This window comes from Agromyces aerolatus (assembly GCF_031432255.1).
Classification (GTDB): domain Bacteria; phylum Actinomycetota; class Actinomycetes; order Actinomycetales; family Microbacteriaceae; genus Agromyces.
Genome location: NZ_JAVKGQ010000002.1, coordinates 164229 through 190004, shown reverse-complemented (window position 1 = coordinate 190004; position 25776 = coordinate 164229). Strand labels below are relative to the sequence as shown.

The 25776-nt window shown below is 72.7% G+C and carries 14 protein-coding genes and 1 tRNA gene; 5 read left to right on the top strand and 10 right to left on the bottom strand.

What is annotated here, in order from left to right:
• From RH864_RS03770 to RH864_RS03755, 4 genes are all read right to left on the bottom strand, one after another.
• The gene (locus RH864_RS03770) at window positions 1-894 is read right to left on the bottom strand and encodes a dihydrodipicolinate synthase family protein (RefSeq protein ID WP_310516177.1); all 894 of its coding nucleotides are present in this window, start codon (window positions 892-894) and stop codon (window positions 1-3) included.
• 100 nt (window positions 895-994) lie between these two features.
• Window positions 995-1071 (bottom strand) — tRNA-Met (locus tag RH864_RS03765).
• A gap of 124 nt (window positions 1072-1195) precedes the next feature.
• Window positions 1196-4183: a UPF0182 family membrane protein gene (locus tag RH864_RS03760; RefSeq protein ID WP_396129941.1), complete on the bottom strand. Its 2988-nt coding sequence runs from the start codon at window positions 4181-4183 to the stop codon at window positions 1196-1198.
• A 52-nt stretch (window positions 4184-4235) separates the two neighbouring features.
• Window positions 4236-5360, bottom strand: a complete 1125-nt coding sequence (locus tag RH864_RS03755; protein ID WP_310516175.1) for a YlbL family protein — start codon at window positions 5358-5360, stop codon at window positions 4236-4238.
• Window positions 5361-5589: 229 nt separating this feature from the next.
• Here RH864_RS03755 and RH864_RS03750 point away from each other — a divergent pair, with 229 nt between their 5' ends.
• Window positions 5590-6912 carry a zinc-dependent metalloprotease gene (locus tag RH864_RS03750; protein ID WP_396129942.1) on the top strand — a complete coding sequence of 441 codons (1323 nt, stop codon included), beginning with the start codon at window positions 5590-5592 and terminating at the stop codon, window positions 6910-6912.
• Between the two features lie 805 nt (window positions 6913-7717).
• On the opposite strand, the gene RH864_RS03745 is transcribed toward RH864_RS03750, so the two are convergent.
• Together RH864_RS03745 and nudC are read right to left on the bottom strand one after the other, a co-directional pair.
• The gene (locus RH864_RS03745; protein ID WP_396129940.1) at window positions 7718-9577 is read right to left on the bottom strand and encodes an ATP-dependent helicase; all 1860 of its coding nucleotides are present in this window, start codon (window positions 9575-9577) and stop codon (window positions 7718-7720) included.
• A 31-nt stretch (window positions 9578-9608) separates the two neighbouring features.
• Entirely contained in the window at window positions 9609-10577 is a 969-nt protein-coding gene (nudC, locus tag RH864_RS03740) for an NAD(+) diphosphatase (RefSeq protein ID WP_310516173.1), read from the bottom strand.
• A 95-nt stretch (window positions 10578-10672) separates the two neighbouring features.
• On the opposite strand from nudC, the gene RH864_RS03735 reads away from it, so the two are divergent.
• The gene (locus tag RH864_RS03735; RefSeq protein ID WP_310516172.1) at window positions 10673-11902 is read left to right on the top strand and encodes a phosphotransferase; all 1230 of its coding nucleotides are present in this window, start codon (window positions 10673-10675) and stop codon (window positions 11900-11902) included.
• A gap of 536 nt (window positions 11903-12438) precedes the next feature.
• Here RH864_RS03735 and RH864_RS03730 read toward each other — a convergent pair.
• Complete coding sequence (locus RH864_RS03730; protein ID WP_310516171.1) at window positions 12439-15765, bottom strand: ATP-dependent DNA helicase; 3327 nt, start codon at window positions 15763-15765, stop codon at window positions 12439-12441.
• Window positions 15762-19043: a PD-(D/E)XK nuclease family protein gene (locus RH864_RS03725; protein WP_310516170.1), complete on the bottom strand. Its 3282-nt coding sequence runs from the start codon at window positions 19041-19043 to the stop codon at window positions 15762-15764. Before RH864_RS03725 ends, RH864_RS03730 begins: the two co-directional genes overlap by 4 nt.
• 93 nt (window positions 19044-19136) lie before the next feature.
• Here RH864_RS03725 and RH864_RS03720 point away from each other — a divergent pair, with 93 nt between their 5' ends.
• Both RH864_RS03720 and RH864_RS03715 read left to right on the top strand, forming a co-directional pair.
• On the top strand, window positions 19137-19361 hold the full coding sequence (locus RH864_RS03720; RefSeq protein ID WP_310516169.1) for a DUF3107 domain-containing protein: 225 nt from the start codon (window positions 19137-19139) through the stop codon (window positions 19359-19361).
• Complete coding sequence (locus RH864_RS03715; RefSeq protein WP_310516168.1) at window positions 19361-19654, top strand: hypothetical protein; 294 nt, start codon at window positions 19361-19363, stop codon at window positions 19652-19654. Before RH864_RS03720 ends, RH864_RS03715 begins: the two co-directional genes overlap by 1 nt.
• Window positions 19655-19681: 27 nt before the next feature.
• On the opposite strand, the gene RH864_RS03710 is transcribed toward RH864_RS03715, so the two are convergent.
• Window positions 19682-23122, bottom strand: a complete 3441-nt coding sequence (locus RH864_RS03710) for an RHS repeat domain-containing protein (RefSeq protein WP_310516167.1) — start codon at window positions 23120-23122, stop codon at window positions 19682-19684.
• A gap of 189 nt (window positions 23123-23311) precedes the next feature.
• Window positions 23312-24085 carry a ferritin-like fold-containing protein gene (locus tag RH864_RS03705; protein WP_310516166.1) on the bottom strand — a complete coding sequence of 258 codons (774 nt, stop codon included), beginning with the start codon at window positions 24083-24085 and terminating at the stop codon, window positions 23312-23314.
• 133 nt (window positions 24086-24218) lie between these two features.
• Between RH864_RS03705 and RH864_RS03700 the strand changes: the two genes are divergently transcribed.
• Window positions 24219-25700: a DEAD/DEAH box helicase gene (locus RH864_RS03700; RefSeq protein WP_310516165.1), complete on the top strand. Its 1482-nt coding sequence runs from the start codon at window positions 24219-24221 to the stop codon at window positions 25698-25700.
• Window positions 25701-25776 lie beyond the last annotated feature (76 nt).

Here is a 25776-nt window from a genome sequence, read left to right as displayed (position 1 = left end):
TCAGGCGTCGATGCCGACGCGGCGGAGCGCACCGCGGACCTCGTCCCGCATGGCTGCGTCCAGACCACGTACGGGGCTCGGCAGGTTCTCCGCCGCGGTGAGATCGAGCAGCGCGGCGATGGCTGCGACGACACGGAGGCTGCCGTGCGCGGCGAACAGGTGCCACAACGGTGCGAGGCGGTCCGAGACCGCGCCCGCCCGCTCGGCGTCGCCGGAGCGCGCGGCCGCGGTGAGCTCGATCGCGAGCTCGGGCAGGGTGCCCCCGATCACCGAGTACCAGGTGTCGCACCCGGCGATCAGCCCGTTCGCGGCGGCGGCGTCGCCGCTCACACCGATCGTGAACCTCACCGGCAGCCCGTGGCGCAGCCCCGCGACGTGCGCGGTCGCCGCGTCAGGGTCGGCGGGCACGCCGGGGATTTTGACGGATGCCACGTGCGGCAGCCCGGCGATGCGGGCGTACAGCTCGGGCGTGAACGTGAAGTGCGTCGTGCCCGGGTTGTCGTAGATCACGAGCGGGACGGAGAGGCTGCGGGTCACGTCGGCGAAGAGACCGAAGACCTCATCTTCCGAGAGCTTCTGATAGCCGACGGGCGCGAGGAGCACGCCGGCCGCGCCCGCGGCATGCGCATCCTCGGCCGCCGCCACGGCATCCCGCGTCCGAAGCGCGCCGATCCCGACGATGACGGGCACGTCGCCGGCGGCCTCGACCGCGAGGGCCGCGACGCGAGCGCGCTCTTCACGATTCAGGTACATGTAGCTCCCGGTCGAGCCCAGCGCACCGATCGAGTCGACTCCCGCGTCGCGAAGCCGGCCGACCAGCCGAACGAACGCCTCCTCGTCGACCCGGTCGTCCGTGACCGGCGTGAGCGGGAACGCGCTGAGACCGGTGAACATGCGAGTGCCTCCTGAGAACAGAACTGAGCCGAGAAACACAAGAGGCCGGTAACGAATTTCTTCGCTACCGGCCTCTTCAGCGCAATTCTCCATCGCGCATTGGTTGCGGGGGCAGGATTTGAACCTACGACCTCTGGGTTATGAGCCCAGCGAGCTACCGAACTGCTCCACCCCGCGGCACAAGAGATAACACTAGCACGGATGCCGAGGGCCGTCGAATCGAGCGCGGCCCGGACGCGAAACGACCGATCGGGCGGGACGAGTCCCGCCCGATCGGTCGTCGGTGTTTCCGCGTTCAGCCTCAGCCGGCGTCGGGCGCCGGGGTCGGAGCAGGCGTCGCCGGCGCGCCGGCCGAACCCGAACCCGAGCCCGCGAGGGCGACCAGCTCGGAGACGATCTCGGCGAGCTGCGCGTCGGCCACGCCGTACGCCGCCCAGTCGCCCGCCTGCAACGCGGTCTGCTTGTTCTGCATGGCCTGCTGCGCGCGGTTCAGCAGCGACTGGAGCTCGCTGGTCGGCACCGCTCCGCCCGAGGCATCCGTGCCGTCACCGGCGCCGGTCTCGCCGTCGCCCGCGGGCGGCGCGCCCTCGCCTGTGTCGGGCTCGACCTCCTGGTCGCCCGCCGCGGCTCCCGAGTCGCCGCCGAACAGTACGTCGAGCGCCTGGTCGAGCGTGTCCTGGAAGGCGATCTGGTCACCGAACGCGACCAGCACCTTCTGCAGCAGCGGATAGCTCGTGCCCGCCGTCGACCGGACGTACACCGGCTGCACGTACAGGAGACCGCCACCCACGGGAACCGTGAGCAGGTTGCCATTGATCACATCGGACTGCCCCTGTTTCAGCAGGTTCAGCGACTGCGACACGGTCGGATCGGAGTTGAACGTGTTCTGCACCTGACCGGGACCTGGGACGTTGTCGTCCTCGGGCAGTGCGAGCAATCGCAGCTTGCCGTATCCCTCGGCCCGCACGCCGTCCTCCGCCCCGGCGTCGGCGTCGACGGCGAGATAGCCGCGCAGCACGTTCCGGCTCTGCTCACCGCGCGCCTCGGGAATGAAGGACGAGTAGAGCGAGAAGGTCGGGGCGTCCTGGCCGGGCATCTGCATGGTCAGGTAGTACGGCGGCTGCAGCACGGTGCTCGTCTGCGCGGCGGTGGGGTCGCGCGGCGTCGTCCAGGCGTCCTCACGCGAGTAGAACGCGCCGGCCTGCTCGACGTGGTAGCGGCCGAGCACGGCGCGCTGCACCTTGAACAGGTCGGCCGGGTACCGGACGTGGCTCATGAGATCGCCCGACATCTCCTCCATCGGCTTGATCGACGTGGGGAAGATCTTCTGCCAGGTCTGCAGGATCGGGTCCTCCTCGTCCCACGCGTAGAGCGTGACCGACCCGTCGTACGCGTCGACCGTGGCCTTGACCGAGTTGCGCATGTAGTTGATCTCGTCGAACGCCAGGGTCGGGGCGAGCCCCTCGCTGTCGGCGGTCGCCTCGCTCATGCTGACCTTGTTGGAGTACGGGTAGTTGTCGGAGAGCGTGTACGCGTCGACGATCCAGACGATCTTGCCGTCGACGACCGACGGGTAGGTGTCGGCGTCGAGCGTGAGGTACGGCGCGACCTTGCGGACCCGGTCGAGCGGGTCACGGTCGTAGAGGATCTGCGACTCGTTGTTCACGCCGTCGGAGAGGAAGATCTGCTCCGACTGGAACTTCAGCGCGTAGATGAGCTTCTTGAACGCGTTGTCGAGCTTCGGTCCGCCGTCGCCGTCGAACGTCGTCTGCGTCTGCTCGGCGCCGTCGGTGCCGCCCGGGTAGTCGAGCTCGACCGGGTCGGACCCCTCCGGGGCACCCACGATCGAGTACTGCGGCGAGTTCTCGCCGAAGTAGACCCGCGGCTCGAAGTCGCCGAGGGCGCCCGTCGAGGGGATGCCCGACTGCAGGAAGACCGGCTGCCCGTCGGCCGAGCGCTGGTTGCCCGCCGCGGCCACCAGGCCGTACCCGTGCGTGTAGACGATGTGCGAGTTGTACCAGGTGCTCGCGTCGCCGAGGCCCTCGAGGTTCACATCGCGGATCGCGACGATCGTGTCCTGGGTCTGGCCGTCGATCTCGTAGCGGTCGACGTCGAGGTCGCCCGGGAACTGGTAGTACTGGCGGAACTGCTGCAGCTGACGGAACGCCGGGCTGATGATGGCCGGGTCCATGAGCCGGATGTTCGCGGTCGTCTCGGCGTCTTCGCGCAGCGCCCCCGGCTCGGCGGTGGTCTGCGCCTCGTAGGGGATCTCCTCGATGTCGGCGACACCGTACGCCTCGCGGGTCAGATCGATGTTGCGTTGGATGTAGGGCGCCTCGAGCGCGCGCTCGCTCGGGTCGACCTGGAAGCGCTGGATGACCCAGGGGTACAGCGACCCGATGAGCAGGCTCGAGATCACGAGCAGCGCGGTGCCCACGAGCGGCAGCCGCCAGCGCCCGATGATCGCGGTCACGAAGAACAGGATCGCGACGCCCGCGGCGATCGCCGCGAGGATGCCGCGGCCAGGGATGACGGCGTTCACGTCGGTGTATGCCGCACCGGTGATGAGCGAGCCCTGCTCGGTCACGGTCGCGTACTGGTCGAACCAGATGCTCACGGCCTGCAGCAGCAGGTAGAGCCCCGCGGTCACCGCGATCTGGATGCGCGCGGACTTCGAGATGACCACCTCACGACCCGAGACGCGGATGGCCCCGTAGAGGTAGTTCGTCGCGATGACGAGGATGGCCGACAGCAGCACGACGGCCGAAGCGAACCCGATCACCGAGCGGTAGAACGGCAGCTCGAACACGTAGAACCCGACGTCGAACCCGAACTGCGGGTCGGTCTGGCCGAACGGCGTGCGGTTCAGCCAGGTGAGCGTGAGCTCCCAGCGGGTCGCCGTCGCGACGCCCGCGAAGATGCCGAGGATCGCCGGGATGCCGTACATCGCGAGCCGGCGCAGCGGCTCGAAGACCTCTTGATACCGGTCGAGCTGACTGTTCAGCTTGGCGTACACGGGCCGTGACCGGTAGGCGATCTGGATCGAGGCCCAGACGGGCACGGCCATCGCCAGGAACCCGATGGCGAACAGCACGATCCGGGAGATCCACTCGGTCGCGAAGACGTTGAGGAAGCCGAGGTGGTCGTACCAGAGGATGTCGGCGTAGATCCCCGCGAACACGAAGAACGCGATCACCAGCAACGCGACGATGCCGATCGTGATCAGCAGGGGGGCTCGGCGGCGCGAAGTCCTCGGTTCTTGCGTCTCTGTTGACACTCTCGGCCTCATATTCGGTCGGGATCGGGATCGGTGTTCCATCCTAGGCGGGCTCGCCTTGGAATCAGCTGGCGGCCACCTCGCACGTGGGGAACGCCGAGGTGTCGGCGCCGTCGCCGACCGCTTCGACGATCTCGCGCGCCTCGTCGAGGTCGGTCACGGCGAAGACCTGGAGGCCGTCGGGCACGTTGCCCACGACCTCGCCGCAGTTCGCCTCGGGCGCGAGGAACCAGTCGGCGCCGGCGCGCTCGGCGCCCCACATCTTCTGACGGATGCCTCCGATGGCGCCCACGGCGCCCGCGGAGTCGATCGTGCCGGTCCCGGCGATCGCCTCACCGCCGGTCATCGCCTGGGGCGTGAGCACGTCGATGATGCCGAGCGCGAACATCATGCCCGCGCTCGGCCCGCCGACGTCGTCGATGCGGATCTGCACGTCGATCGGGAACTCGTAGTGCATGCGCACGCCGACGCCGAGGACCGTGAGGCCGCCCTGGTCGACGGGCGTTACCTCGAGCGTGAGCGACTCGTCGCCGCGCCGCACGTCGAGCACCGCGGGAGTCTCGGTGCCGTGCGCGGCGATCGCCGCCCGCAGTTCGTCGATGGAACGCACCTCGGTGCCGTCGACCCGGTCGACGACGTCGCCGTCCTGCAGGACGCCGTCCGCCGGGCCGTCTTCGAGGATCCCGGCGATCGTCACGTCGCGCGGGAACTCGTAGCCGAGCGAGACGAGCGCGGCCGCGATCGCGTCCTGCTGCGAGTTGACCATGGCCGCGGAGTTCTGCGCGTCCCGGTCCTCCTTCGAGATGCCGGGCGGGTACACCTGCTCGACGGGGATCGCCGAGCGCGAGCGGTCGAACCACGCGCCGATGACGTCGAGCCAGCCGGGCGTCGCGCCCGGTCGCCCGTACACCGTCACCGTGGTCAGGTCGAGCGACCCGTCGGTCGGGAAGCTGAGCGCGTCGGGCGCCTCGATGAGCGACACCTCCTCGCCGTCCTGTTCCGCGGTGCCGAGCGTGTCGTACACCGGGCCGGGCGCCTCGATGACGTACGGCGACGGCAGCAGCGCGAACGCGATCCCGATGACGACCGCGATGCCGATCGCGATCCAGCCGGCGCGCTCACGGCGGCCGGGCCGGCGCGGCTCGGGTGGTCCGGGCAGCGTCGAACGGGGATCCTCGAAGAGGCTCATCGCATCCTTCCGCGAACGGGCGCCGGGACCGGTTCACGCCCGCGCCGCAGCATCCGCTGTTCGCGATGGGCGGACGCCCGGAGCCTCCAGCCTAGGCCATTTCCCAGGCGCCGCCCGGGGCGGCGGCGATAGCGTTGAGGAGGTGATGAGGGAGGTGGCCGCTGTGGCAGACCGCGATGGTGAGCGCGACGACGACCTCGGGCGCGAGCCCGAAGAGGAGTTCCGGGAGATGCTCCGGGAACTGCTGTCCAACGGCGGCGGGCTCGACGCCTCGCGCCTCGCGGGAGCAGCCGGGCTGCCGAGCGATCCGGCGAGTCTCGCGGCCATCTTCTCGCAGCTCCAGCAGGCGATGAACCAGGCCGGCGACGGCATCGACTGGTCGATCGCGCTGCGTCAGGGCGAGCAGGGCGCTGCGGCGTCGCAGCGTCAGCTGACCGACGAGGAGCGCGCACGCTACGACCAGGCGTTCCAGGTCGCCTCGCTGTGGCTCGACGAGGCGGTCGAGGTCTCCTCGCTGCCCTCGGGTCCCGAACTGCTGACGCGCCGCTCCTGGGTCGCGTCGACGATGCCGGTCTGGACCCAGCTCGCCGAGCCCGTCGCGCTCAGCATCGCCGACTCGCTGACGCGCGTCATGAGCGAGCAGGCTCCCGAAGAGATGCGCACCATGATCCAGGGCGCGAGCCGGATGCTCCGTGGGGTCGGCGGCACGCTGTTCGCGATGCAGCTCGGGCAGGTCGTCGGGCAGCTCGCGACCGAGGTGGTCTCGGGCGGGGACATCGGCCTGCCGCTCATCGAGGACGGCCGTGCGGCGATCCTGCCGCAGAACGTCGCAGAGTTCGGCACCGACCTCGAGATCCCGGCCGACCAGGTGGAGCTGTACCTCGCGGTGCGCGAGCTCGCGCACGCACGGCTGTTCCGGCACGCCCGCTGGCTGCGGCTGCACATGATCACCTCGATCACGACGTTCGCGAAGGGCATCGACATCGACCTCGAGCGGCTCGAGCGCCTCGCCGACGGCTTCGATCCGTCGAACACCGACGAGCTGCGCGACGCCGTCGTGAACGGCGAGCTGATCCGCCCGCGGAGCGAGCCGCAGCAGGCCGCGCTCGACCGCCTCGAGACCATGCTCGCGCTCATCGAGGGGTGGGTCGACGTCGTCACCGAGCAGGCGACGAGCAGACTGCCGAAGGCCGCCCAGATCGCGGAGACGATCCGTCGCCGGCGTGCGTCGGGCGGTCCGGCCGAGTCGGCCCTCGCGACGCTCGTCGGCCTCGAGCTTCGGCCGCGCCGGCTCCGCGACGCCGCCGCGATGTGGCGCGCGGTCACCGACGCGGTCGGTGTCGAGGGCCGGGACGCGCTCTGGGCGCACCCCGACATCGTGCCGACCAGCGCCGACCTCGACGACCCGGCCGCGCTCGTGGCGCGCCTCGAGGGCGGCAGTCAGGTCGACACCTCGGCCGACGAGGAGTTCGACCAGGCCCTGCAGGAGCTGCTGCGCGGCGAGACGCCCGACGCTCCGGACGAGTCCGGCGGAGACCCGGCGAAGGACTGACGGCGCCGGACCCGGTCCGACCGCCTGTGGATGGATCGCACGCCGATCCGCGCGATGCGGCATGCTCGGCGCATGCCGCCGCGGATCGATCCCTCCCTCGCCATCGTCTGGCGCAACGAGCACCAGCTGCAGTTCGGTGCGCCCGAGGCGCGTGCCATCCTCGACTGCCCGCGACGGATCCACCTCGATGTGGTCCATCTGCTCCGGCACGGCGCCGCGCTCGAGACGCTGGAGACCATCGCATCCGGCATCGGCGGCGGCCCCGGCGACGTCGCCGACGTGCTGACCGCGCTCGAGCCGGCGCTGCTCCCCGCCGGCGCCCCCACACCGGTCGGGGCGCCCGGGCGCGAGCCCGTCGTCGTCACGGGGAACGATCGGACGGCGGACACGATCCACGACGCGCTCACGCTGCTCGGCCACCAGGCCGTGCGAACCCCTGCGGGCGCACCCCTGTTCACCGACGAGCCGGCGAGCCTGGTCGTCCTCATCGAGGATCGCGTGGTGCCGCCGACGCTCCACCTCCCGCTCCTCCGTCGCGACCTGCCCCATGTTCCGGTCGTCTTCGGCGACGGCGACGTCACCGTCGGGCCGCTCGTCGACCCCGGGGCATCCGCCTGTCTGCGCTGCGTCGACCTGACGCGGCGCGACCTCGACGACGCATGGCCGCTGATCGCGGCGCAGCTCACCGGGCAACCGCCTGCGCCGCGCACCATGCGGCTCGAGCTCGCGGCGGCCGCCGCGGTCGTGCGAGCCGTCGACGCGCGGCTCACGGGTCATCAGTCCGCGCTCGACGGCGTCGCCGAGGTCATCCCTCCCGACGGGTCGCGCCCGAGGCGCCGGCCCTACCCGCCGCACCCCGAGTGCGGGTGCGGAGCTCATCCAGGAACCGAGACGCTTCGCGGTCCGCTCGCGATCCGCCCGCCCGCCGCGCCCAGCTCAGCTCGAGGCGGCGGCGTGCCCGCGTGACCCCGACGTAGAGCAGTCGCCGCTCCTCGTCGATCGCCTCGAGGCCCTTCGCGTAGGCGATCGGCAGCAGGCCCTCCGAGAGACCGACGAGGAAGACCTCGTCCCACTCGAGGCCCTTGGCCGAGTGCAGCGTGGCGAGCGTCACCGCCTCCAGCGTCGGCTCGTGGTGGCTCTCGGCGCGCGCCCGAAGCTGGTCGGTGAAGGCACGGAACGTCGTCCCGGGCGGGGCATCGTCGACCAGCCTCGCGATCGCGTTCAGCGACTCCCATCGCGAGCGCACCGCGCCGGGACCCTCGGGCGCCTGCGCCGACCAGCCCAGCGAGCGCAGCACGTCGCTGACCGATTTGAACAGCGGCTCGTCGGCCGGTGCGAGCGAGGCGGCGCGCAGCGTGTGCACCGCCTCACGCACCTCGGGCCGGTCGAAGAAGCGTTGCGCGCCGCGGACCCGCACCGGCACGCCGGCCTCCTCGAGCGCCTGCTCGTACAGGCCGGACTGCGAGTTCACGCGGATCAGCACGGCGATGTCCTGCGGCCGAGTGCCCGACTCGATGCGCTCCCGGATACGTCGCGCGACACCTCGCGACTCGGTGAGGTCGTCGGGGTACTCGGTGATCCCCGGCTCGGTCGCGGCCGTGCCGGCACCTCTGCCTCCGCCGGCACGTGCGCCGGGACCGGCACCGCCATCGCGCGCGCCGGCGGGCTCGGCCGGGCCGGGCCCCGTGTCCGAGGCATCCGCCTGGAGACGCAACGCACCCTCGCGACCCCGCATAAGCCGGTTCGCGGTCTCGACGATCGCGGCCGTCGAGCGGTAGTTGTGCTCGAGCCGCACGATCGTCGCGCCGGGGTGGCGCCGCTCGAATCCGAGCAGGTACTCGGAGCTCGCACCCGCGAACGAGTAGATCGTCTGGCTCGCGTCGCCGACGACGCACACGTCGCGCCGGTCTCCGAGCCACGCCTCGAGCAGCCGCTGCTGTGCGGGCGAGACGTCCTGGTACTCGTCGACGACGAAGTGCCGGTACTGCTCGCGCACCTGCATGGCGACGGCCGGCTCGGACTCGATCATGCCCGCCGTGACGAGCAGCACGTCCTCGAAGTCGAGACTGCGCCGCTCGTCCTTGAGGTCCTCGTAGGCCTGCATGAGCGCGAGATGCTGCTCGATCGACAGCGACCCCGGCGTGCCGCGCGACGGAAGCCGTTGCGCATACGCGTCAGGGCTCAGCAGCTGCACCTTGCGCCACTCGATCTCGGCCGCGACGTCGCGCAGCGTCGGGGTGTCGACCCTGACCTTGGCGCGCTCGGCCGCCTGCCCGAGCAGCCGCCCCTTGAACTCGAGCACGCGCGGCGCGGACCCGCCGACGACGATGGGCCAGAAGTGGCCGAGCTGCGCGAGGGCCGCGGCGTGGAAGGTGCGGGCCTGGACGGCACCCGCACCGAGCGTGTGCAGCCGGCCGCGGAGCTCGGCGGCCGCGCGCGCGGTGAACGTGAGGGCCATCACGCGTCTCGGGTCGTAGGCGCCCGACGCGACTCCGTAGGCGATGCGGTGCGTGATCGCGCGGGTCTTCCCGGTTCCGGCGCCGGCGAGCACGCAGACCGGGCCGATGAGCGCTTCGGCTGCGACGCGCTGGGCGTCGTCGAGCGCGTCGAGCAACGGGTCGGCGGCGATCGGCGAGGACGGGCCGGATGCCTCCCCGGCGCTCACGTGCCGGCCCCGGTCATCGTGCGGACCGGTGTCATCGGCCCGACCAGGGCGCGGTGTGCGCCTCGAGCGGCCCGCCGAACCACCGTTCGAGCAGCCAGCGCGCGATCGACGAGGACCCGGGCAGCACGACCTCGTCCTTCGCGGCGACGAGCTCTTCACGGCTCAGCCAGCGCAGCTGCAGGATCTCCTCGCCGTCCGGCACGGCCGCCGACGGGTTCACGCCGGCCGCGACGCGGGCCGTGAACCCCAGCATGATGCTCGCCGGGAACGGCCACGGCTGCGACGCCGCGTACTCGACCCGGTCGACGGCGACACCGGCCTCCTCGCCGATCTCGCGCACCACGGCGGCCTCGAGCGACTCCCCCGGCTCGACGAACCCGGCGAGCAGCGAGAATCGGCGCTGCTCCCAGAGCGCGTTGGAGCCGAGCAGCACCCGGTCGGCGTCGTCGGTGACGAGCACGATGACGGCGGGGTCGGTGCGCGGGAAATGCAGGCTCTCGTCGGCCACGCAACGGCGCGCCCACCCGGCCTGTACGGGCTCGGTCTCGGCACCGCACCGCGGACAGCGCGGGTGCGTCGCGTGCCAGTTGGCGAGCGCGACGGCCTCGGTCGCGAGCGACGCATCGCGATCGTCGAGCACGGGCGCGAGATCGCGAAGGCCGGCCCACCGCGCCGCCTCGGGTTCGATGCGGGCCGCGGATGCCTCGTCGAACACGCGGAGCTCGACGGGTGCTCCGGCCGAGGCATCCGAACCCGGCACGGTCGTGAGCGTACGCCCGAGGTAGCAACGCAGGGTCGGCTCGGGCAGCGCCGACGGGTGCCTGAGGTCGAGCGCGGGCGGCGAGCCGTCGACCTTGCCGCCGATCAGCAGCCGGTCGCCGTGCACCATGACGACGCGCGACGACGGGTCGGCGTCGAAGCGGGCGCCGAAGGTCTCATCGGCGCGCGCGAGCCCGTCGCGGTCGATCGCGGCGCGTGCAAGCGGTGGGACGGCGTGCACGGATTCGGCCACCTCTCCACTCGGCTTCGGTCGGAGTCGGCGGGAAGGCGTGGCGGTCGCCGACTGCACGAGGTTGCCTGCTTAAGCTGTGTGCCATGGCCAGACCCCCACTCACTCTAGCCGCGTTGGCCACGGCCGCGGTGCCCGGGCTGGTGGTCCAGGCGGCCGGTCCGCACACGCGCCACGCCCAGGGCGACTTCGACGCCGTGCGCCTCGTCGCCGCCGACGGCCGGCAGCTGCTGATCCGCGTTCCGCGCTCGCAGGCCGCCGAGTCGGAGCAGTCGGCCGACCTCGTCGCGCTGCGCTCGCTCACGCCCGGGATCCGCTCCCGGCTGCCCTTCGAGCTGCCCGCGTTCGTCGGTCAGGCTCCCATCGACGGCACACGCGCGATCGTCACCGACTTCATCCCGGGCGCGCAGCGCTCGGCCGACGAGCTCACGGCCGAGAGCCGGCTGGCGGAATCCGTCGGCCTCGCGATCGCGGCCATCCATGCGCTGCCCACGGGGTTCGTGGCCGACGCGGGGCTGTCCCGCCGCACCGCGGCCGAGTCCCGTGACGAGGTCATCGCGCTGGTCGGCCGGGCGGCCGACACCGGACGGCTGCCCGCCGCGCTGCTCCGCCGCTGGGAGGAGGCGACGGACGATGCCGCGCTCTGGCGGTTCGAGCCGACCGTCATCAACGGCGGGCTCGCCGCCGAGTCGATCCTCGTCGACGGCGAACGCGTGACGGGTGTCGTCGGCTGGTCGCGGCTCGCGGCCGGCGACCCGGCCCGCGATCTGCACTGGCTGCTCACCTCACGCGGTCAGGCCGCCGAGCGCGCGCTCGAGGCGTATCTCGCGGGCCGCGACGGCGCCGCCGACGAGCATCTGCCGCGTCGCGCGCTCATGTACGGCGAGCTCGAGCTCGCGCGCTGGCTGCTGCACGGCGTCGACTCGCACGACGAGACGATCGTCGAGGACGCGGTCGGGCTGCTCGACGGTCTCGTCGCGACCGTGCACGACCGGTCGAGCGAGCCGCTCGCGGCGCAGACCGGCCCGATCCTCACCGTGGGCGATGTGGAGCGCATGCTCGACGGCACCCCGCGCGGCCACGTGCCGCGCGAGGCCGGCGGCGCGCTGCTGACCGACAGCTACGACTTCTCCGACCTCGAGCGGTTCGGGCCGATCGAGCCGGACTCGCCCGACGCGACGGCGCCGATCGCGCTGGACCTCAGCGACTGGGGCGACGCCGCTCCCCCGGCCGCCGACACGCGCGGCGAAGCGGCGCGCGGCGCCGATGCTGAGGACGACGTGCCTCACGGCGAACGCCGCAGCGGCACCGCCTGATCGGTCCGCCCGCACGGCCGTACCGCCCACTGCCCCCCTGCCAGCACGACCCACCTGTCCGCCACCGTCGGCGCCCCACGGTTCCTTGCTCAGGAAACACGACGCTCCAGCCGGCGCGTCCGCGCCCGACACACCGCACACCAGCCCGAAATTCCTGCACAAGGACTTTCCTGCATAGAAATACGGGGGCCGCACGCGCGGGCGGCCGAACACACGCGGGCGGCCCGACGCAGACCTCCGCGGCAGCGCAGCCTCTCCTCGGCGACGCGCCGCAATGTCCTTGCGCACCGCAACGTTCTTGCTCAGGAAACACGACGCTCCAGCCGGCGCGTCCGCGCCCGACACACCGCACACCAGGCCGAAATTCCTGCACAAGGAACACGGCGGCCGCCCACGCAGGCGGCCCGCACACACGCGGGCGGCGCGCACGCAAAGCTCCGCGGCAGCACGACATCCGCGGCAGCAGATGTCTCCTCGGCAGAGGCGTTCGCGTCCCTGCGGGATCGGCCCGCCGCGCGCGGGCGCTCGCTACGCGGTCACCGCACGCCGTCGACGGCGGTGCCCTGCACGGCCTCGGTCCAGGCGCGGCGCAGCTCGTCCTCGTCGAAGATCGCCTCCGGCCGGATGACGCGGTCGTCTTCGACGAAGTAGAAGCACGCGTCGATCTGCTCGGCGGGGACCTGCGCCCAGCTCGCGTAGGCGAGCCGGTAGAGCGCGAGCTGGGTCTGCTTGAGCTCGAGGTCGCGAGCGTCGTGGGGTGCCTTCCCGGTCTTCCAGTCGACGACCTGATAACGGATGCCTCGGCGGCCGAGCTCGCTCGCCGGGTCGACGGCGTACACCGCGTCGAGCTTGCAGACGAACACGTGCTCGCCGATCGGGAGGTGCAGTTCGAGCTCGACCGCGTCGGGCTTCAGGTCCCCCCACTCGGAGCGGGCGAACGTGGCCTGCAGCTCGCGGAGGCGTTCCGGAGCCGCGTCGTCGACCCGCTGGCCGGCCTCGTCGTCGTGCCAGAGCCGCTCGTCGAGCGCGGGCCCGTCGAGCGCGTCGATCGCCTCGGCCTCGGCTTCGCCGGTCGCGCGGTGCTCGACCCAGCGGTGGAACAGGGTGCCGAGCCGGGTCGCGCGGTAGGGGCGCTGCGGCATCGGCCGCCGCAGTTCGTCGGCCACGGCCGCGGCATCGTCGACGTAGTCCTTGAACCGCGATGCGGGCACGCGCGCCGGGATGGGCGTCGCGGCGTGCCCGTCCTGCCGGCGACGGCGCTCTTCGAGGAGCAGGTCGAGCTCGCGCCCGAGCACGGGGCCGATGCCCGCACCGCTCGGGCCCTCGCCGGCCTGCCGGACGGCACGCGCGGACGCCTCGACGGCGTCGCGGCGGCCGCCGAGCGGGTCGAGCGGCCAGCGCACGGTCTCGACCCGGTCGGCAAGCGGGTTCTGCTCGTGCTCGGAGGCGGCGGGCAGCTGCGTCGCGTCGATCAGGCCCGCCTTCGCGAGCTCGTGCAGGTAGGGGCTGGGTTGCCGCGGCGTCTTCTGCGTGGCCCAGAACGATCCGGTGAGCAGCAGGTCGTGTCGCGTGCGCGTGACGGCGACGTACGCGAGCCGCCGCTCCTCTTCGGCATCCCGCGCGGCGTTCTCGGCCCGGAACGCCGTGACCGCCTCGTCGAACTCGTGCTGGCTCTGGGCGCCGCGCCACACGAGCTCCGGCAGCTCATCGCGGTCGCCCTTGAAGTCGTTGGGCAGTTCGCCGAGCGCGAGCCAGCCCGCCGTGGTCCGCGGTTTGGCCGGCAGCTCGTCGTCGACCATCCGGGGAATGGCCACGACGTCCCATTCGAGTCCCTTCGAGCCGTGGACGGTGAGCACCTGCACGGCACCCGGCTCGGGCTCGTCCTGCCTGGGCGCGAGCCGGTCGCGCTGCTCGGCCTCGGTCAGCCAGCCCAGGAAGGCGCCGAGCGTGGGCTGCTCGGAGACCTCGACGAAGCCCGCGAGAAGCTCGTCGAACGCGTCGAGGCTCGGCCGGCCGAGCGGCTGGTCGCCGTTCGCGGCGACCTCGATGTCGAGCAGCAGCTCCTGTTGCACCAGGGCGACGAAGTCGACGAGGCCGAGCCCGGCCCGGCGGCGCAGCGACTGCAGTTGCGCGCCCGCTCGGCGCAGCCGGGCGAGGGCGGTCTCGGTGAACCCGGCGAGCGCACGGTGGCTGTCGGGGGTCGCGAGCAGGAAGTCGAGCGCGTCGACGATGGAGGGCGACTCCTCGGCCGCGATCGAGGCCCGCAGACCGCGTCGCACGTCGTCGGCCAGGCGCTGGCTCGCGGCGTCGCGCTCGGCGAGCCACCGGGCGAGGGTCCGGAGCGCCGCGAGGTCGGCCGCGCCGATACGCCAGCGCGCGCCCGCCAACAGCCGGATGAGCTCGGCGCCCGCGGTCGGGTCGTGCAGCACGCGCAGCGCGCAGACGAGGTCGGCGATCACGGGTTGGTCGAGCAGCCCGGCGACACCGAGCACGTGCACGGGCACGCCCCGCTGCCGCAGCGCGTGGGTGAAGAGGCCGACGTGCGAGAACGTACGGCACAGCAGCGCGCCGCTCGCCGGGATGCCGGGAGCGGCAGCGGCGGCGCCGTCGCCGGAGCGGTCGCGAGGGCCGGTTGCCGAGCGGGCGAGCACGCGCGCGGCGAACCACTCCGCCACGTGCACCGCCTCGTCTTCAATGGTCTCGTGCCAGGCGACCTCGACGCGGCCCTCTGCGGCGAACGGCGACGCCGCGAGCGGGGCTTTCGCGACGCCCGAGTCGAGCGGGGCGATGAGCGTGTTGGCGGCATCGAGCACGACGCGCGGATTGCGCCAGCTGGTCGAGAGGTCGAAGAGCTCGGCGTCGCCACCGAAGTCGTCTCCGAAGCGCGCGAGGTTCGCCGCGCTCGCGCCGCGCCAGCCGTAGATCGACTGGTCGGGGTCGCCCACGGCCATCACGGGCGTCCCGGTGAAGAGCGCCGCGAGCAGCCGGGTCTGCACGACGCTCGTGTCCTGGTACTCGTCGAGCAGCACCGAGCGGTAGCGCTCGCGGTACCCGGCGACGACCTCGGGGTGCTGCCGGCAGATCGTGAGTGCCAGGGCGACCTGGTCGCTGAACTCGACGTACCCGCGGTCGCGCTTGGCCGACGCGTACGCGTCGGCGAGCTCGAGCAGCGGCGGCAGCGCGTCGACCACTCCGAGGGCTTTCGTGAAGGACTCGAACGGTGTGCGTTTGCGCGGCCGCCCGATCGGCAGGTCCGCCATCGCGAGGAAGTCGCGCGTCCAGGCGAGCACGTCACGGTGGTCGGCGACGTTCTCGGCGAGCGCCCGGCTCAGCGAGAGGACCGCGGCGGTGACCCGGTCGAGGCTGAGGTCGAGCTCGATCAGGCGCGGGTCGGCCGAGTCTGCGGCGACCTGTCGCGCGAGCTGCCATGCGGATGCCTCGCCGAGCACCGCCGCGTCGGGCTCGCGCCCGATGAGCAGGGCGTGCTCGCGGTAGATGGCGCTCGCGAACGAGTGGTAGGTGCCGACCGCGGCGCCCTCGAGCGGATCGAGGTCGAGCTCGGCGATGCCGCCGTCGACGAGCTGGGCGACCCGCTCCCGGATCCGTTCGGCGAGCTCGCCGGCCGCCTTCCGGGTGAAGGTGAGGCCGAGCACCTCGGGCACGTCGACGTGGCCGTTCGCGAGCAGCCACACGACGCGGTTCGCCATGGTCTCGGTCTTGCCGCTCCCGGCACCTGCGACGACGAGGTGTCTTCCCGCGGGGGTCGCCTCGATGACGGCGCGCTGCTCGGGCGTCGGCGCGTGCAGTCCGAGCCGCTCGGCGATCTCGGCTGCGGAGATATGCCGGGTGGCGATGCCGCTCACGCCGACACCGCCGGCACGATCTGCACCCGGTAGTGCCAGGCCGAGAACCGCGACCGGAACGGGAGCTCGGCCGACGTCTCGAACTCGGCGGCCGCCATGGTGCGGGCCACCCGGTCGAGACGTTCGAGGAAGGCGTGCTCGGCGTCGTCGTCGAACGGCTGTTGCGCGCGCTCGGTGTAGTTCGTGGAGGCGGTCGGCTTCGCGACGTAGACGAGCTTGGCGCCACCGTGGCGGCCGGCGTTCGGCACCTCGCCGCCACGCGCGGCGAGCTGGTACGCCGCAAGCTGCGGGTGTGCGGCGGTCTCGGGCCCGCTCGGCGGAGTGCGCCCGGTCTTGAGGTCGACGATCACGGTCGTGCCGTCGGCCGAGGCCTCGACGCGGTCGATCGTGCCCGTGACCCGGGCCCGGCCGGCGACGATCGAGAACCGCCCTTCGGCGCCGAGCAGCACCTTGCCGTCGTCGACGAACGCCGCGAGATACGCCGCAGCGCCCTCGGTCATGCGACGCGCGCCACGTCGCTCGCGTTCGGCCACCCAGCCGGACTCGATCCGCAGCTCGGCGAGCCGCCGCTCGACCTCCGACCAGAGCGCCTCGACCCCGAGGTCGTCGCCGGTGCGGTCACCCGCCGCTTCGACGACCGCGTGCACGATCGTGCCGATCGACGCGGCGAGACCCGACGGCGGCGACGCGACGTGGTCGACGAACCAGCCCAGCGCGGACTCCTCGGCGCGGTCGATCTGCGACGGTGAGACGTCGACGAGCGCTTCAGGGTCGCCGTCGAGGTCGACGAGGGGCGCGGTGGTCGAGGGTTCGCGCAGGCCGTACCACTCGTCGGGGTGCGCGCCCGGGATGCCCTCCTCGGCGAGCCGGGCGAGCGCGGCGGCCGCCTCGCGTGCGGCGGTGTCGCGCGGGTGCACCGCGGCCGAGGCATCCGCCGGCCCGCCGGCGAGGCCTGAGCCACGGCGGGCGGCCTCCGCAAGGTCGGCGCGCAGCGCGCCGACCATGCCGCGCAGGTGCAACGGCCGGCGTCGCGTCGGCCGGAGCCGCTCGGACGCATAGGCCATCAGCACCGAGGGCTGCTCATCGTCGTTCGACGTGCACGACAGCACGAGCTGCTGCGTGGCGCGCGACACCGCGAGCGCGAACAGGCGGAGCTCGTCGCTGCGCACCGAGGCGCGCGCCTCGGCCGCGCCCTCGGGCTGCGGGGCGGGCTCACCGGCCCGCACGGCGGCCACCGCCCGGGGCAGCAGCGCGGAGTGCAGCAGCGTGCCGCGCGGGCGCAGGTTCGGCCACACGCCCTCTTGAAGGCCCGCGACGACGACGAGGGCGAACTCACGCCCCACGAGCGCCGCGGGCGTGCCGACGAACACCGTCTCGGCGCTCCGCTGCGGCGCGAGGGAGTCCTCGGGCAGCTCGCTCGCGAGCACCTCTTCGACGAACCTCGCCGACGGCGCGCCGGGCTCGCGCTCGACGAACCGCTGCGCCGAGGCGAACAGCGCGACGGCCGCGTCGAGCGCGCGGTTCGCCTCGTCGGCGAGGACGCCCGTGCCGGCCGCCTGCGCGGCCCATTCTGCGGCGAGGCCGCTGCCGTCCCACAGCGCCCACAGGACCTCTTCGATCGTGCCCGAGCGCCCGGCGACGGCGCGCGCCGCGGCCAGCAGCTTGGCGAGGCGGCCCGCGCGGCGGGCGGGCGCCGCGTCGATGGTCTCGAACCCGCCGGGCGCGCCGAGCGCGTCGACGAGCAGCTCGTCGGCGGTTCGATCGCCGTCGGCGGCGAGCTCTTCATGCCTGAGCGAGAGGCGGAGCCGGCGCAGCCCGACGGCGTCGAGCCGCCCGAGCGGGCCCGTGAGCAGCGACACCGCGAGCTCGGCCGTGAGCGGCTCTCGGTCGAGCGCGAGCGAGGCCGCAGCCAGCAGCGCGGCCGCGGCGGGCGCGTCGCGCAGCGGCACCCGGGCCACCGCGCCCGCGGTCGGCACGTCGGCGAGCGCGAGCCCGCGCTCGAAGGCCGGCACGTCGCCGCCCGACCGGAGCACCACGGCCATGTCCGACCACGGGATGCCACCGAGCAGATGCTGTTCGCGCAGCAGTGCCGCGACCGACTGGCACTCGGCCGCGTGCGACGGCGCCTCGATGCCGAGCACCGGCCGAGGCATCCGTTCGCCCTCGCCGGCGGCGCCTGGCTGGCCATCGACGCCCGCGTCGACGTCGACCTGCGCGTCGTCGACCGTTTCGTCGCCGGTGACCGCGACCTCGGCCGCGCGGTGCGTGCCGCCGAGGGCGGTGCCGATGCGGGCCGTGACGTCGGCCACGATGCCGCGCAGCTCGGGCCGCCCGCGCCTGACCCGGTCGAGCTCGATGCGCTCGACGGGTCGCCCTGGCAGCAGCCGGCCGAGTGAGCCGAGCAGCTCGGGCCGGCCGCCGCGGAAGCCGTTGCTCGCCACGTCGGGATCGCCGAGCGCGATGACCGAGACCCCGCGGGCGGCGAACGCCGAGAGCAGCGCGGCGGTCGCCTGGGTCGCCTCTTGCGCATCGTCGACGACGATGAGCCTGAGGCGCGCGAGCGTGCCGAGCAGGCTCGGTGCGTCGGCCCCGGCCGACGCGACGACCGCGGCCGCGTACGCGCCGAGCTCGGCCGAGTCGAACTGTGCGCCGCGTACGAGCTCTTTCACGTCGGCGTACTCGTCGAGGAACGCGCCCGCGGCGACCCACTCGGGCCGGCCGGCGACCTCGCCGAGGCGGCGGAGCCCAGCGCCGTCGACGCCATGCTCGACCGCGCGCATGAGCAGCTCGCGGAGCTCGGCGCGGAATCCGCGCAGGCGGCGCACGTCGTCGGTGAACGGGTCGGGCCAGGCCGGCCCGCCACCGTCGCTCACGCCGCCCTCGAGCAGCTCGGCGATGAGCTGGTCGTGCTCGGATCCCGTGAGCAGGGTCACGGGCTCGCCCGTCGCCGCGCGCACGAGCTGGAATGCGATCGAGTTCGCGGTGCGCGCGAGCGGGCCGCGCGTCGTGAGCCCCAGCCGCACGGCGAGCCGGTCGCGCAGCGCCGTCGCCGTCGCGCGGCTCGCGGTCACGACGAGCACCTCGTCGGGCTCGTAGCCACGGCGTTCGACGCGTTCGGCGACGAGCTCGACCGCGAGCGTCGTCTTGCCCGTGCCAGGTGCCCCGAACACGGCCGCCGACACGTCGTCGGGGAGCCCGAGCACGCGCTGCCGGACCGGGTCGCCGACGACGAGACGGTCGACGTGGCCGGACTCGATGACGCTGGTGCCGAGGTGCATGCCGTCACCATAAGGGGTTCTGCCGACAGTGAACGTCCGGACGCACCAGGCGCGGGTGTCATAGTCTTGCAAGCACCGACAGAAAGGCAGACTGTGGACGTTCGCATCGGCATCCAGAACTCCCCCCGTGAACTCGGCTTCGAGTCGTCGCAGACGGCCGCCGAGATCCAGCAGGCCGTCGAGGCGGCGCTCTCGGGGCAGGCCGCGGTGCTGAACCTGGCGGACGCCAAGGGCAATGTCTTCGTGATCCCCGCGGCCGCGCTCGCCTACGTCGAGATCGGGTCGGAGGAGTCGCGCCGCATCGGGTTCGTCGGCTGATGGAACTGCTGTTCGTGACGCTCGGCGGCGCCATCCTCGGCCTCGCCGCGCGCTACGCGCTGCCCCGCCGGCACACGTACGGCACCGTGCTCGTGCCCGCGGTCGGCGCGGCCGTTGCCGCGGTCGTCTGGGTCGCGCTGACCTGGCTCGGCTGGGCCTGGGACGGCGGATGGATCTGGGTCGTGTCGCTCGTCGTCGCCGGCCTCGCGTCCGTGGCCGTGCCGCTCGTCATCGGCCCGCGCCGCGAGCGTGCCGACGCCGCACTGTTCGAACGGCTCGCGAGCGCCCGCTGACGCGGAGCGCGTCAGCGCGGGTCCCGCTCAGTACTTGCGGAACATCGACCTCGCCGCGTCCCGCGCGGCGCTGACCCCCTCGGCGAATCTTGCAGCCTCTGCTGGAAGGTTCCGTGTCAACTCGTACAGTTCGTCCAGGGCCGCGAACGTGGCATCGAAGCTCTTGTTCGCCGAGATCACCGATTTGACACCGCCGAGTGCCGTGAAGGCCGCCGCATCGTACACGTGCAAGAGGAACCCGTTGAGCATCCCGAGGTTGCGCCCGGTGAAGCCCATGGCGATGTTGAGGAGCGTGTCAATTCGTACCTGAGACTGCGCGGAGAAGGCAGAGTTGGGCGTCTTCTTTCGATGGCTCGTCAGCTTGACCAGGACATTGTGCATGATATCGAGCGGAATATCCTCGTCGTCCTCCCAGAGCTGCCTTTTCTTGAAGAGCCTCGATGCAAACTCATCGTATGGCCGTGGGGTGGTGTAGTACACGGCGGTCCGATGCGCGTCCGCGGCCATCTCGGCCCTCGACCGTGGGTAGCTGACCGCGAAGGTTGCGAAGGGAAGCGGAGTCGGTTCTGCATGCACATCGAAGGCCGCGGGCACTGGGGCCGGCCCCTGGACCTGGCCCGGGAGCTCTTCCACGATTTCGACCTCGGCCGGGGCAGGACCCGGGGCCGGAACCTCGTCGATCGGAGCCTGCTGGACCGCTTTGGCGTCGTTCGCGACCACCCCACCGCCCGCGGGCACGGCGGGAGCACTCGCGCTCGCCCTCGCGCCCGCACGCCCCAGGTACGAACCGATGCCGCCGAGCAGGACCCCGCCGACGGCGAGGGCAGCCCCGACGCCGACCGCGGCCGTGTCCGACATGAACCTGGTGCCGTTCACGATCGAGGCGACCTCGATGCCGCTGAACACCGCATCGGCGGCCCCGAACAGCGCGGACGTCACCCCGAGGATCAGCAGCCCGATCCCCCCGCCGCTGAACGCACTGCCCAGGGCGTACGCGGCACCGACCAGCCCGCCGACGATGCCGATCCCGTTGAACGCCAACGCGAACCCGTCCGCGATCGCGTTCCGCCCGGAGGGGTCGACGAGCATGATCGGGTTCGCGTTGGCGTACCCGAACTGATCGTGCAACGCCTCCACGTCTTTGCTCGTGAAGCCCATCTGGCCCGGGTCGTACGTGCGCTCGCTGAGGAACTGGGTGCCGTCGGCGTGCGTGTACTCGGAGGCGTACTGGAACGGATTGGTCGTCAATGGTCCCATCGCGCCCGCCTCGGCCGGCCCGGCGAGCTGGTCGCCGACCTCGGCGACGCCATAGTCGGAGTACGTGTACCCGCCCGCGAGTGCCCCGGCCGGGTCAGTCAGCTCGGTGACGTTCCCGTGCCGGTCGGTCGTGTAGTACCGCGACTCGGTGGCGTCCGCGTCGTCCGCGAGTGTCGTGCGCGCGTGCCGGAACGACCCGATCAGGTACGACGCGACGCCGTCCGGTTGCGCTTCGACATCGGTGATGTGCGCATCATTGATCAGGGTGGCGCCGTCCCAGTAGTAGGTCGTGGACCCGGCTGAGGTGGTGCGGGCCTTTCTGGTGCCGTCGGCCCAGTACGCGGTGTCGATGCGGGTGCCGTCGGCGAGGATCTGCCCGGTCTCCCGGTTCGCGGCATCCCACTCGTACCGGGTGCCGTCGGTGCCCGCGACGGGCCGGCCCGCCTCGTCGTACTCGGCCGACGAGGTGTGACCGAGCACGTCGGTCGACTCCAGGGCTCCGCCGTGCACCAGCGAGGCCACCGACGACGTGGTGGCCTCGAGGTGGGTGCCCGCGGCGATCGTCTCGGAGACGGCTCGCACGCCGCGGTCCAGATCGATCGTCTCGTGCCAGCGGGTCACGATCGGCGTCGCGCTCGCATCCCCGCCCGGGAACGCGCGCGCCTCGACGATCACGCCGTCCTGCGCGGTGTACTCGGCGCGGCCCGTGACCACCCGTTCGGCGCCCGGAGCCTGCATGCCCTGCTCCACGAGGACCGGGATGGTGCGGCTCTCGTCGAGCACCGTGCTCGAGAACGTCACCGACCCGTCGGCCGCGGTCGACGTCTCCGACACCGGCAACCCGACCGGCAGCAGACGGCCGGCCGGGACCTCCGGGTCGTACTCGCGTTCGAGCACCGTTCCATCGGCGGACTCCCGGCGAGTCATCCGCCCGAGCTCGTCGTACGCATACGACTCGCCGGCCGATCGGACGCCCCCGGCCGCGTCGTGGGACCGCACCTCGGCCGCGATCGGCCGCCGTGTCGCGTCGCCCGTGCCGGCGGGGTCGCCCTCGGGGTAGCTGAACTCCTGTTCCTGCAGCACGAGCTCGCCCGAAGCCGACGTGACCATCGCCCGCTTGCCCGAGGGGCGGCCCCACTCGTCGAACGAAGAGACGACGCGCGTCGTGCCGTCGGAGACCTCGACCGAGCGGGCACCAGCGGGGCCGGCCGCGGCGGCCGCCCCCGCAGCGCCGGCCGCCCCCGCAGCGCCGGCCGGCCCCGCCGCATCCGTCAGCGGCCAGCCCGAGGGCAGCACCCCGTCCACCTGCCGCCACTGCCTCGAGCTCAACTCGGTCCCGGACCGGTCGGCGACGCCGATGCGATCCACGCGCGACACCCCGTCCAGATCGGACCGCCACACCACCGTGGTCACCGCGCCGGATCCCGACACGAGCCGGACCACACGCCCGGCACGGTCGTACCCGACCATGCTCCGCCCACCGACCGGATCCGTCACGGCGGCGACCCGGCCCGCATCCAGCTCGATGCGCCAGGCACCCGCGCCGCCGCCGTCGGCCGGCACGTTCGCGCCAGGACGGATCAGCACGGCGCCCGGGTCCGACCAGTCCAGCTCGGTGATCACGCCGTCGACGCTCACGACCGACGTCAGCCGATGCGAGCCGCCCTCGGCCCAGCGCCAGTCCGAGCGGTCACCGCCCGCGGTGATCTTCGCCACCGGGTCGCCCGCGGCGTCGAAGTACGTCACCGCGCCGCCCAGCTCGTGCAGCTCGAACGCGACCCGCGTCTCGCCGACCACGCCATCGGCGCGGCCCGGCAGCACGCCCCCCGGCGTCTGCCGGAACACCACATCGCCGCCCGCGTACCCGAGCAGACCCGACGGCACCGAATCAGCCGCCTCGAACACGTCGCCCGAGGCCGGGAAGACCCGCACCCCGCCGACCACGTCGACGACGGCGAACCCCAGCCCCCACCCCGCCCCGAACCCGTACCGGTCGGCCGGCACCCGCGAGTCCCACGACAGGTTCAGGCCGCCGGCCGGGATCACCACGCCGAACGAGCCGTCGGCCTCGTGCACGGCGCCCTCGAGCCCGTCGCCGACGCCGAACGACCCCAGCTCGACCGTCGGCGGCGCGCCCGGAGCATCCGTCTCGCCCGCCCAGACCGGCGAGACCGCACCCACGACCAGAGCACCGGATACCGCTGCGCCCACGACGCTCCGGCCAATACGCCCCGCACAGCCAGCGCCACGAATCCGCACCACACACTCCAACTCGACGGTGAGCAATGCTTCAATATACCACTATCACGCGAGTGCGCCAGATGGGGACGCGGTCCGGCAACGCGCGTCGACGTCCAGGCCCCGCACGTTCGCCGCGAGCAGCCTGAGCCGGTCGCCCGGTTACGCGGTGAGCCCGAGCGCGTCCATGCGGCGCGTGTGCTCGGCGATGAGCTCGGTGAACACCGGCTCGACGTCCTCGTCGCCGCGCCCGGGCGGCTCGGCGGCGCGGAGCGCCGAACGCGCGACGAGCAGCGCGTCGCCCACGAGACTGCGGCCCCACAGCGCGAGGCGGTCGGCGAGACCCGGCTGCTCGGCGATGGCTCGTTCGAGCTCGCGCCTGAGCACGTCGTCGACGCCGCGCCCGTCGACGCCGCGCCCGTCGGCGCCACGGCCCTCGACGCCGCGCTCGTCGGCACCTCGCCGCTCGAGGATGGCGCGCACGCGCCCCGCGAGCTCGTTCGGCAGGCCCGCGGCGAGGCGGGCGAAGAAGTCATCCAGCATGCCGGCCGTGACATGGATCGTCAGCAGCAGCTCATACCAGTCGGCGCGCGCGACGGCCTCGCGGAACCGGTCGGTCACGGGCGTGAACGGGGCCATCACCTCGACCGGCTCGGCGCCGGCGCGGCGCAGCTCGGCGATCAGCGCGTGATGCTTGCGGAGCGCGACACCCGCCGCCGCCGACAGCCCTTCCTTGGCGCCGAGCGTCGGCGCGGAGGCCACGGCCTTGGCGAGAGCCTCGAACGTCTCGAGCTGGATGTGCGCGGCCTGGCCGAGGAACGCGATCGGCTCCGGGACGAGCTCGGTGAAGTCGACGCGCGTCAGCGCGGCCGGCGCGACCCGGGGACGGACCCGCTCGACGTCGCGCGGACCCCGACGAGCGGACCACAACACCACGCAGGACAGCATAACCAAGGCGGCATGGCCATCTCGGTTAGGCTGGACGGGTATACGCGGGCAATGGAACCGCGTGCCGTGCGCCTGAGGACACAGCGCGCACCCATGCTTTGCGACACCGACAGGCGGAATCGTGACTTCGTTCACCGACCTCGGCATCGCGTCAGACATCGTCGACGCGCTTGCCGCGAAGGGCATCACCGAGCCCTTCCCCATTCAGGAACAGACCATCCCCCTCGCCCTCTCCGGGCAGGACATCATCGGCCAGGCCAAGACCGGCACCGGCAAGACGTTCGGATTCGGCCTGCCGCTCATCCAGCGGCTCGGCGACGAGCCCGAGCCCGGCGTGAAGGCGCTCATCGTCGTCCCGACCCGCGAGCTCGCGGTGCAGGTGAGCGAAGACCTCGAGCTCGCGACCTCGAACCGGCCCACCAAGGTCGTCTCGATCTACGGCGGCAAGGCGTACGAGGGCCAGATCGAGCAGATCAAGGCCGGCGCGCAGATCGTCGTCGGCACTCCCGGCCGGCTGCTCGACCTCGCGAGCCAGCGTCTGCTGAGCCTCAAGAACGTGCAGGAGATGGTGCTCGACGAGGCCGACAAGATGCTCGACCTCGGCTTCCTCGCCGACATCGAGAAGCTGTTCGCGCAGACCCCGGCCGTGCGTCACACCATGCTGTTCTCGGCGACCATGCCCGGGCCGATCGTCGCGCTCGCGCGCCGCTTCATGTCGAAGCCGATCCACATCCGCGCGAACGACCCCGACGAGGGCCTCACCCAGGCGAACATCAAGCACCTGGTCTACCGCGCGCACTCGCTCGACAAGGACGAGGTGATCGCGCGCATCCTGCAGGCCGAGGGCCGCGGCAAGACCGTGATCTTCACGCGCACGAAGCGCGCGGCGGCGAAGCTCGTGGAAGAGCTCAACGACCGCGGCTTCAACGCCGCGGCCGTGCACGGCGACCTGAACCAGGATCAGCGCGAGCGCGCGATGGCGGCGTTCAAGGCCGGCAAGAAAGACGTGCTGATCGCGACGGATGTCGCGGCGCGAGGCATCGACGTCGACGATGTGACCCACGTCATCAACCACACCATCCCCGACGACGACAAGACCTACCTGCACCGCGCGGGCCGTACGGGCCGCGCGGGCAAGACCGGCATCGCGGTCACGTTCGTCGACTGGGACGACCTGCACAAGTGGGCGCTCATCAACCGCGCACTCGAGTTCGGGCAGCCCGAGCCGACCGAGACGTACTCGTCGAGCCCGCACCTGTACACCGACCTCGACATCGCCGAGGGCACGAAGGGCCGGCTCAAGCCGGCCGCGGCGAAGGCCGCGCCGCCGCGCGCGGCGACCGCCGGTCGCAGCGAGGGCGGCCAGGGCGAGGGCGGCGGTCGCAGCCGCACGCGTCGCCGCACCCGCGGCGGGTCGTCGCAGGGCCAGCCCGCGAACGGTGAGACGTCGACGGATGCCTCGGCGCCGAAGGATCCCGGATCCGGGACGCACGACGGCCAGGGGCGCGAGCACCACGACGGCAACGCCGCGCCCCGCCGGCGCCGTCGGCGCCGCTCGGGCGGTTCGGGCAACGGGCAGGCCGCCCCCGCCCAGCAGGGCTGAGTCCGCGTCGCGCGCCGACCCCCTCCGCTGGTCGAGGTGCGAGCGCAGCGAGCGTATCGAGACCCCGCACCCCGAA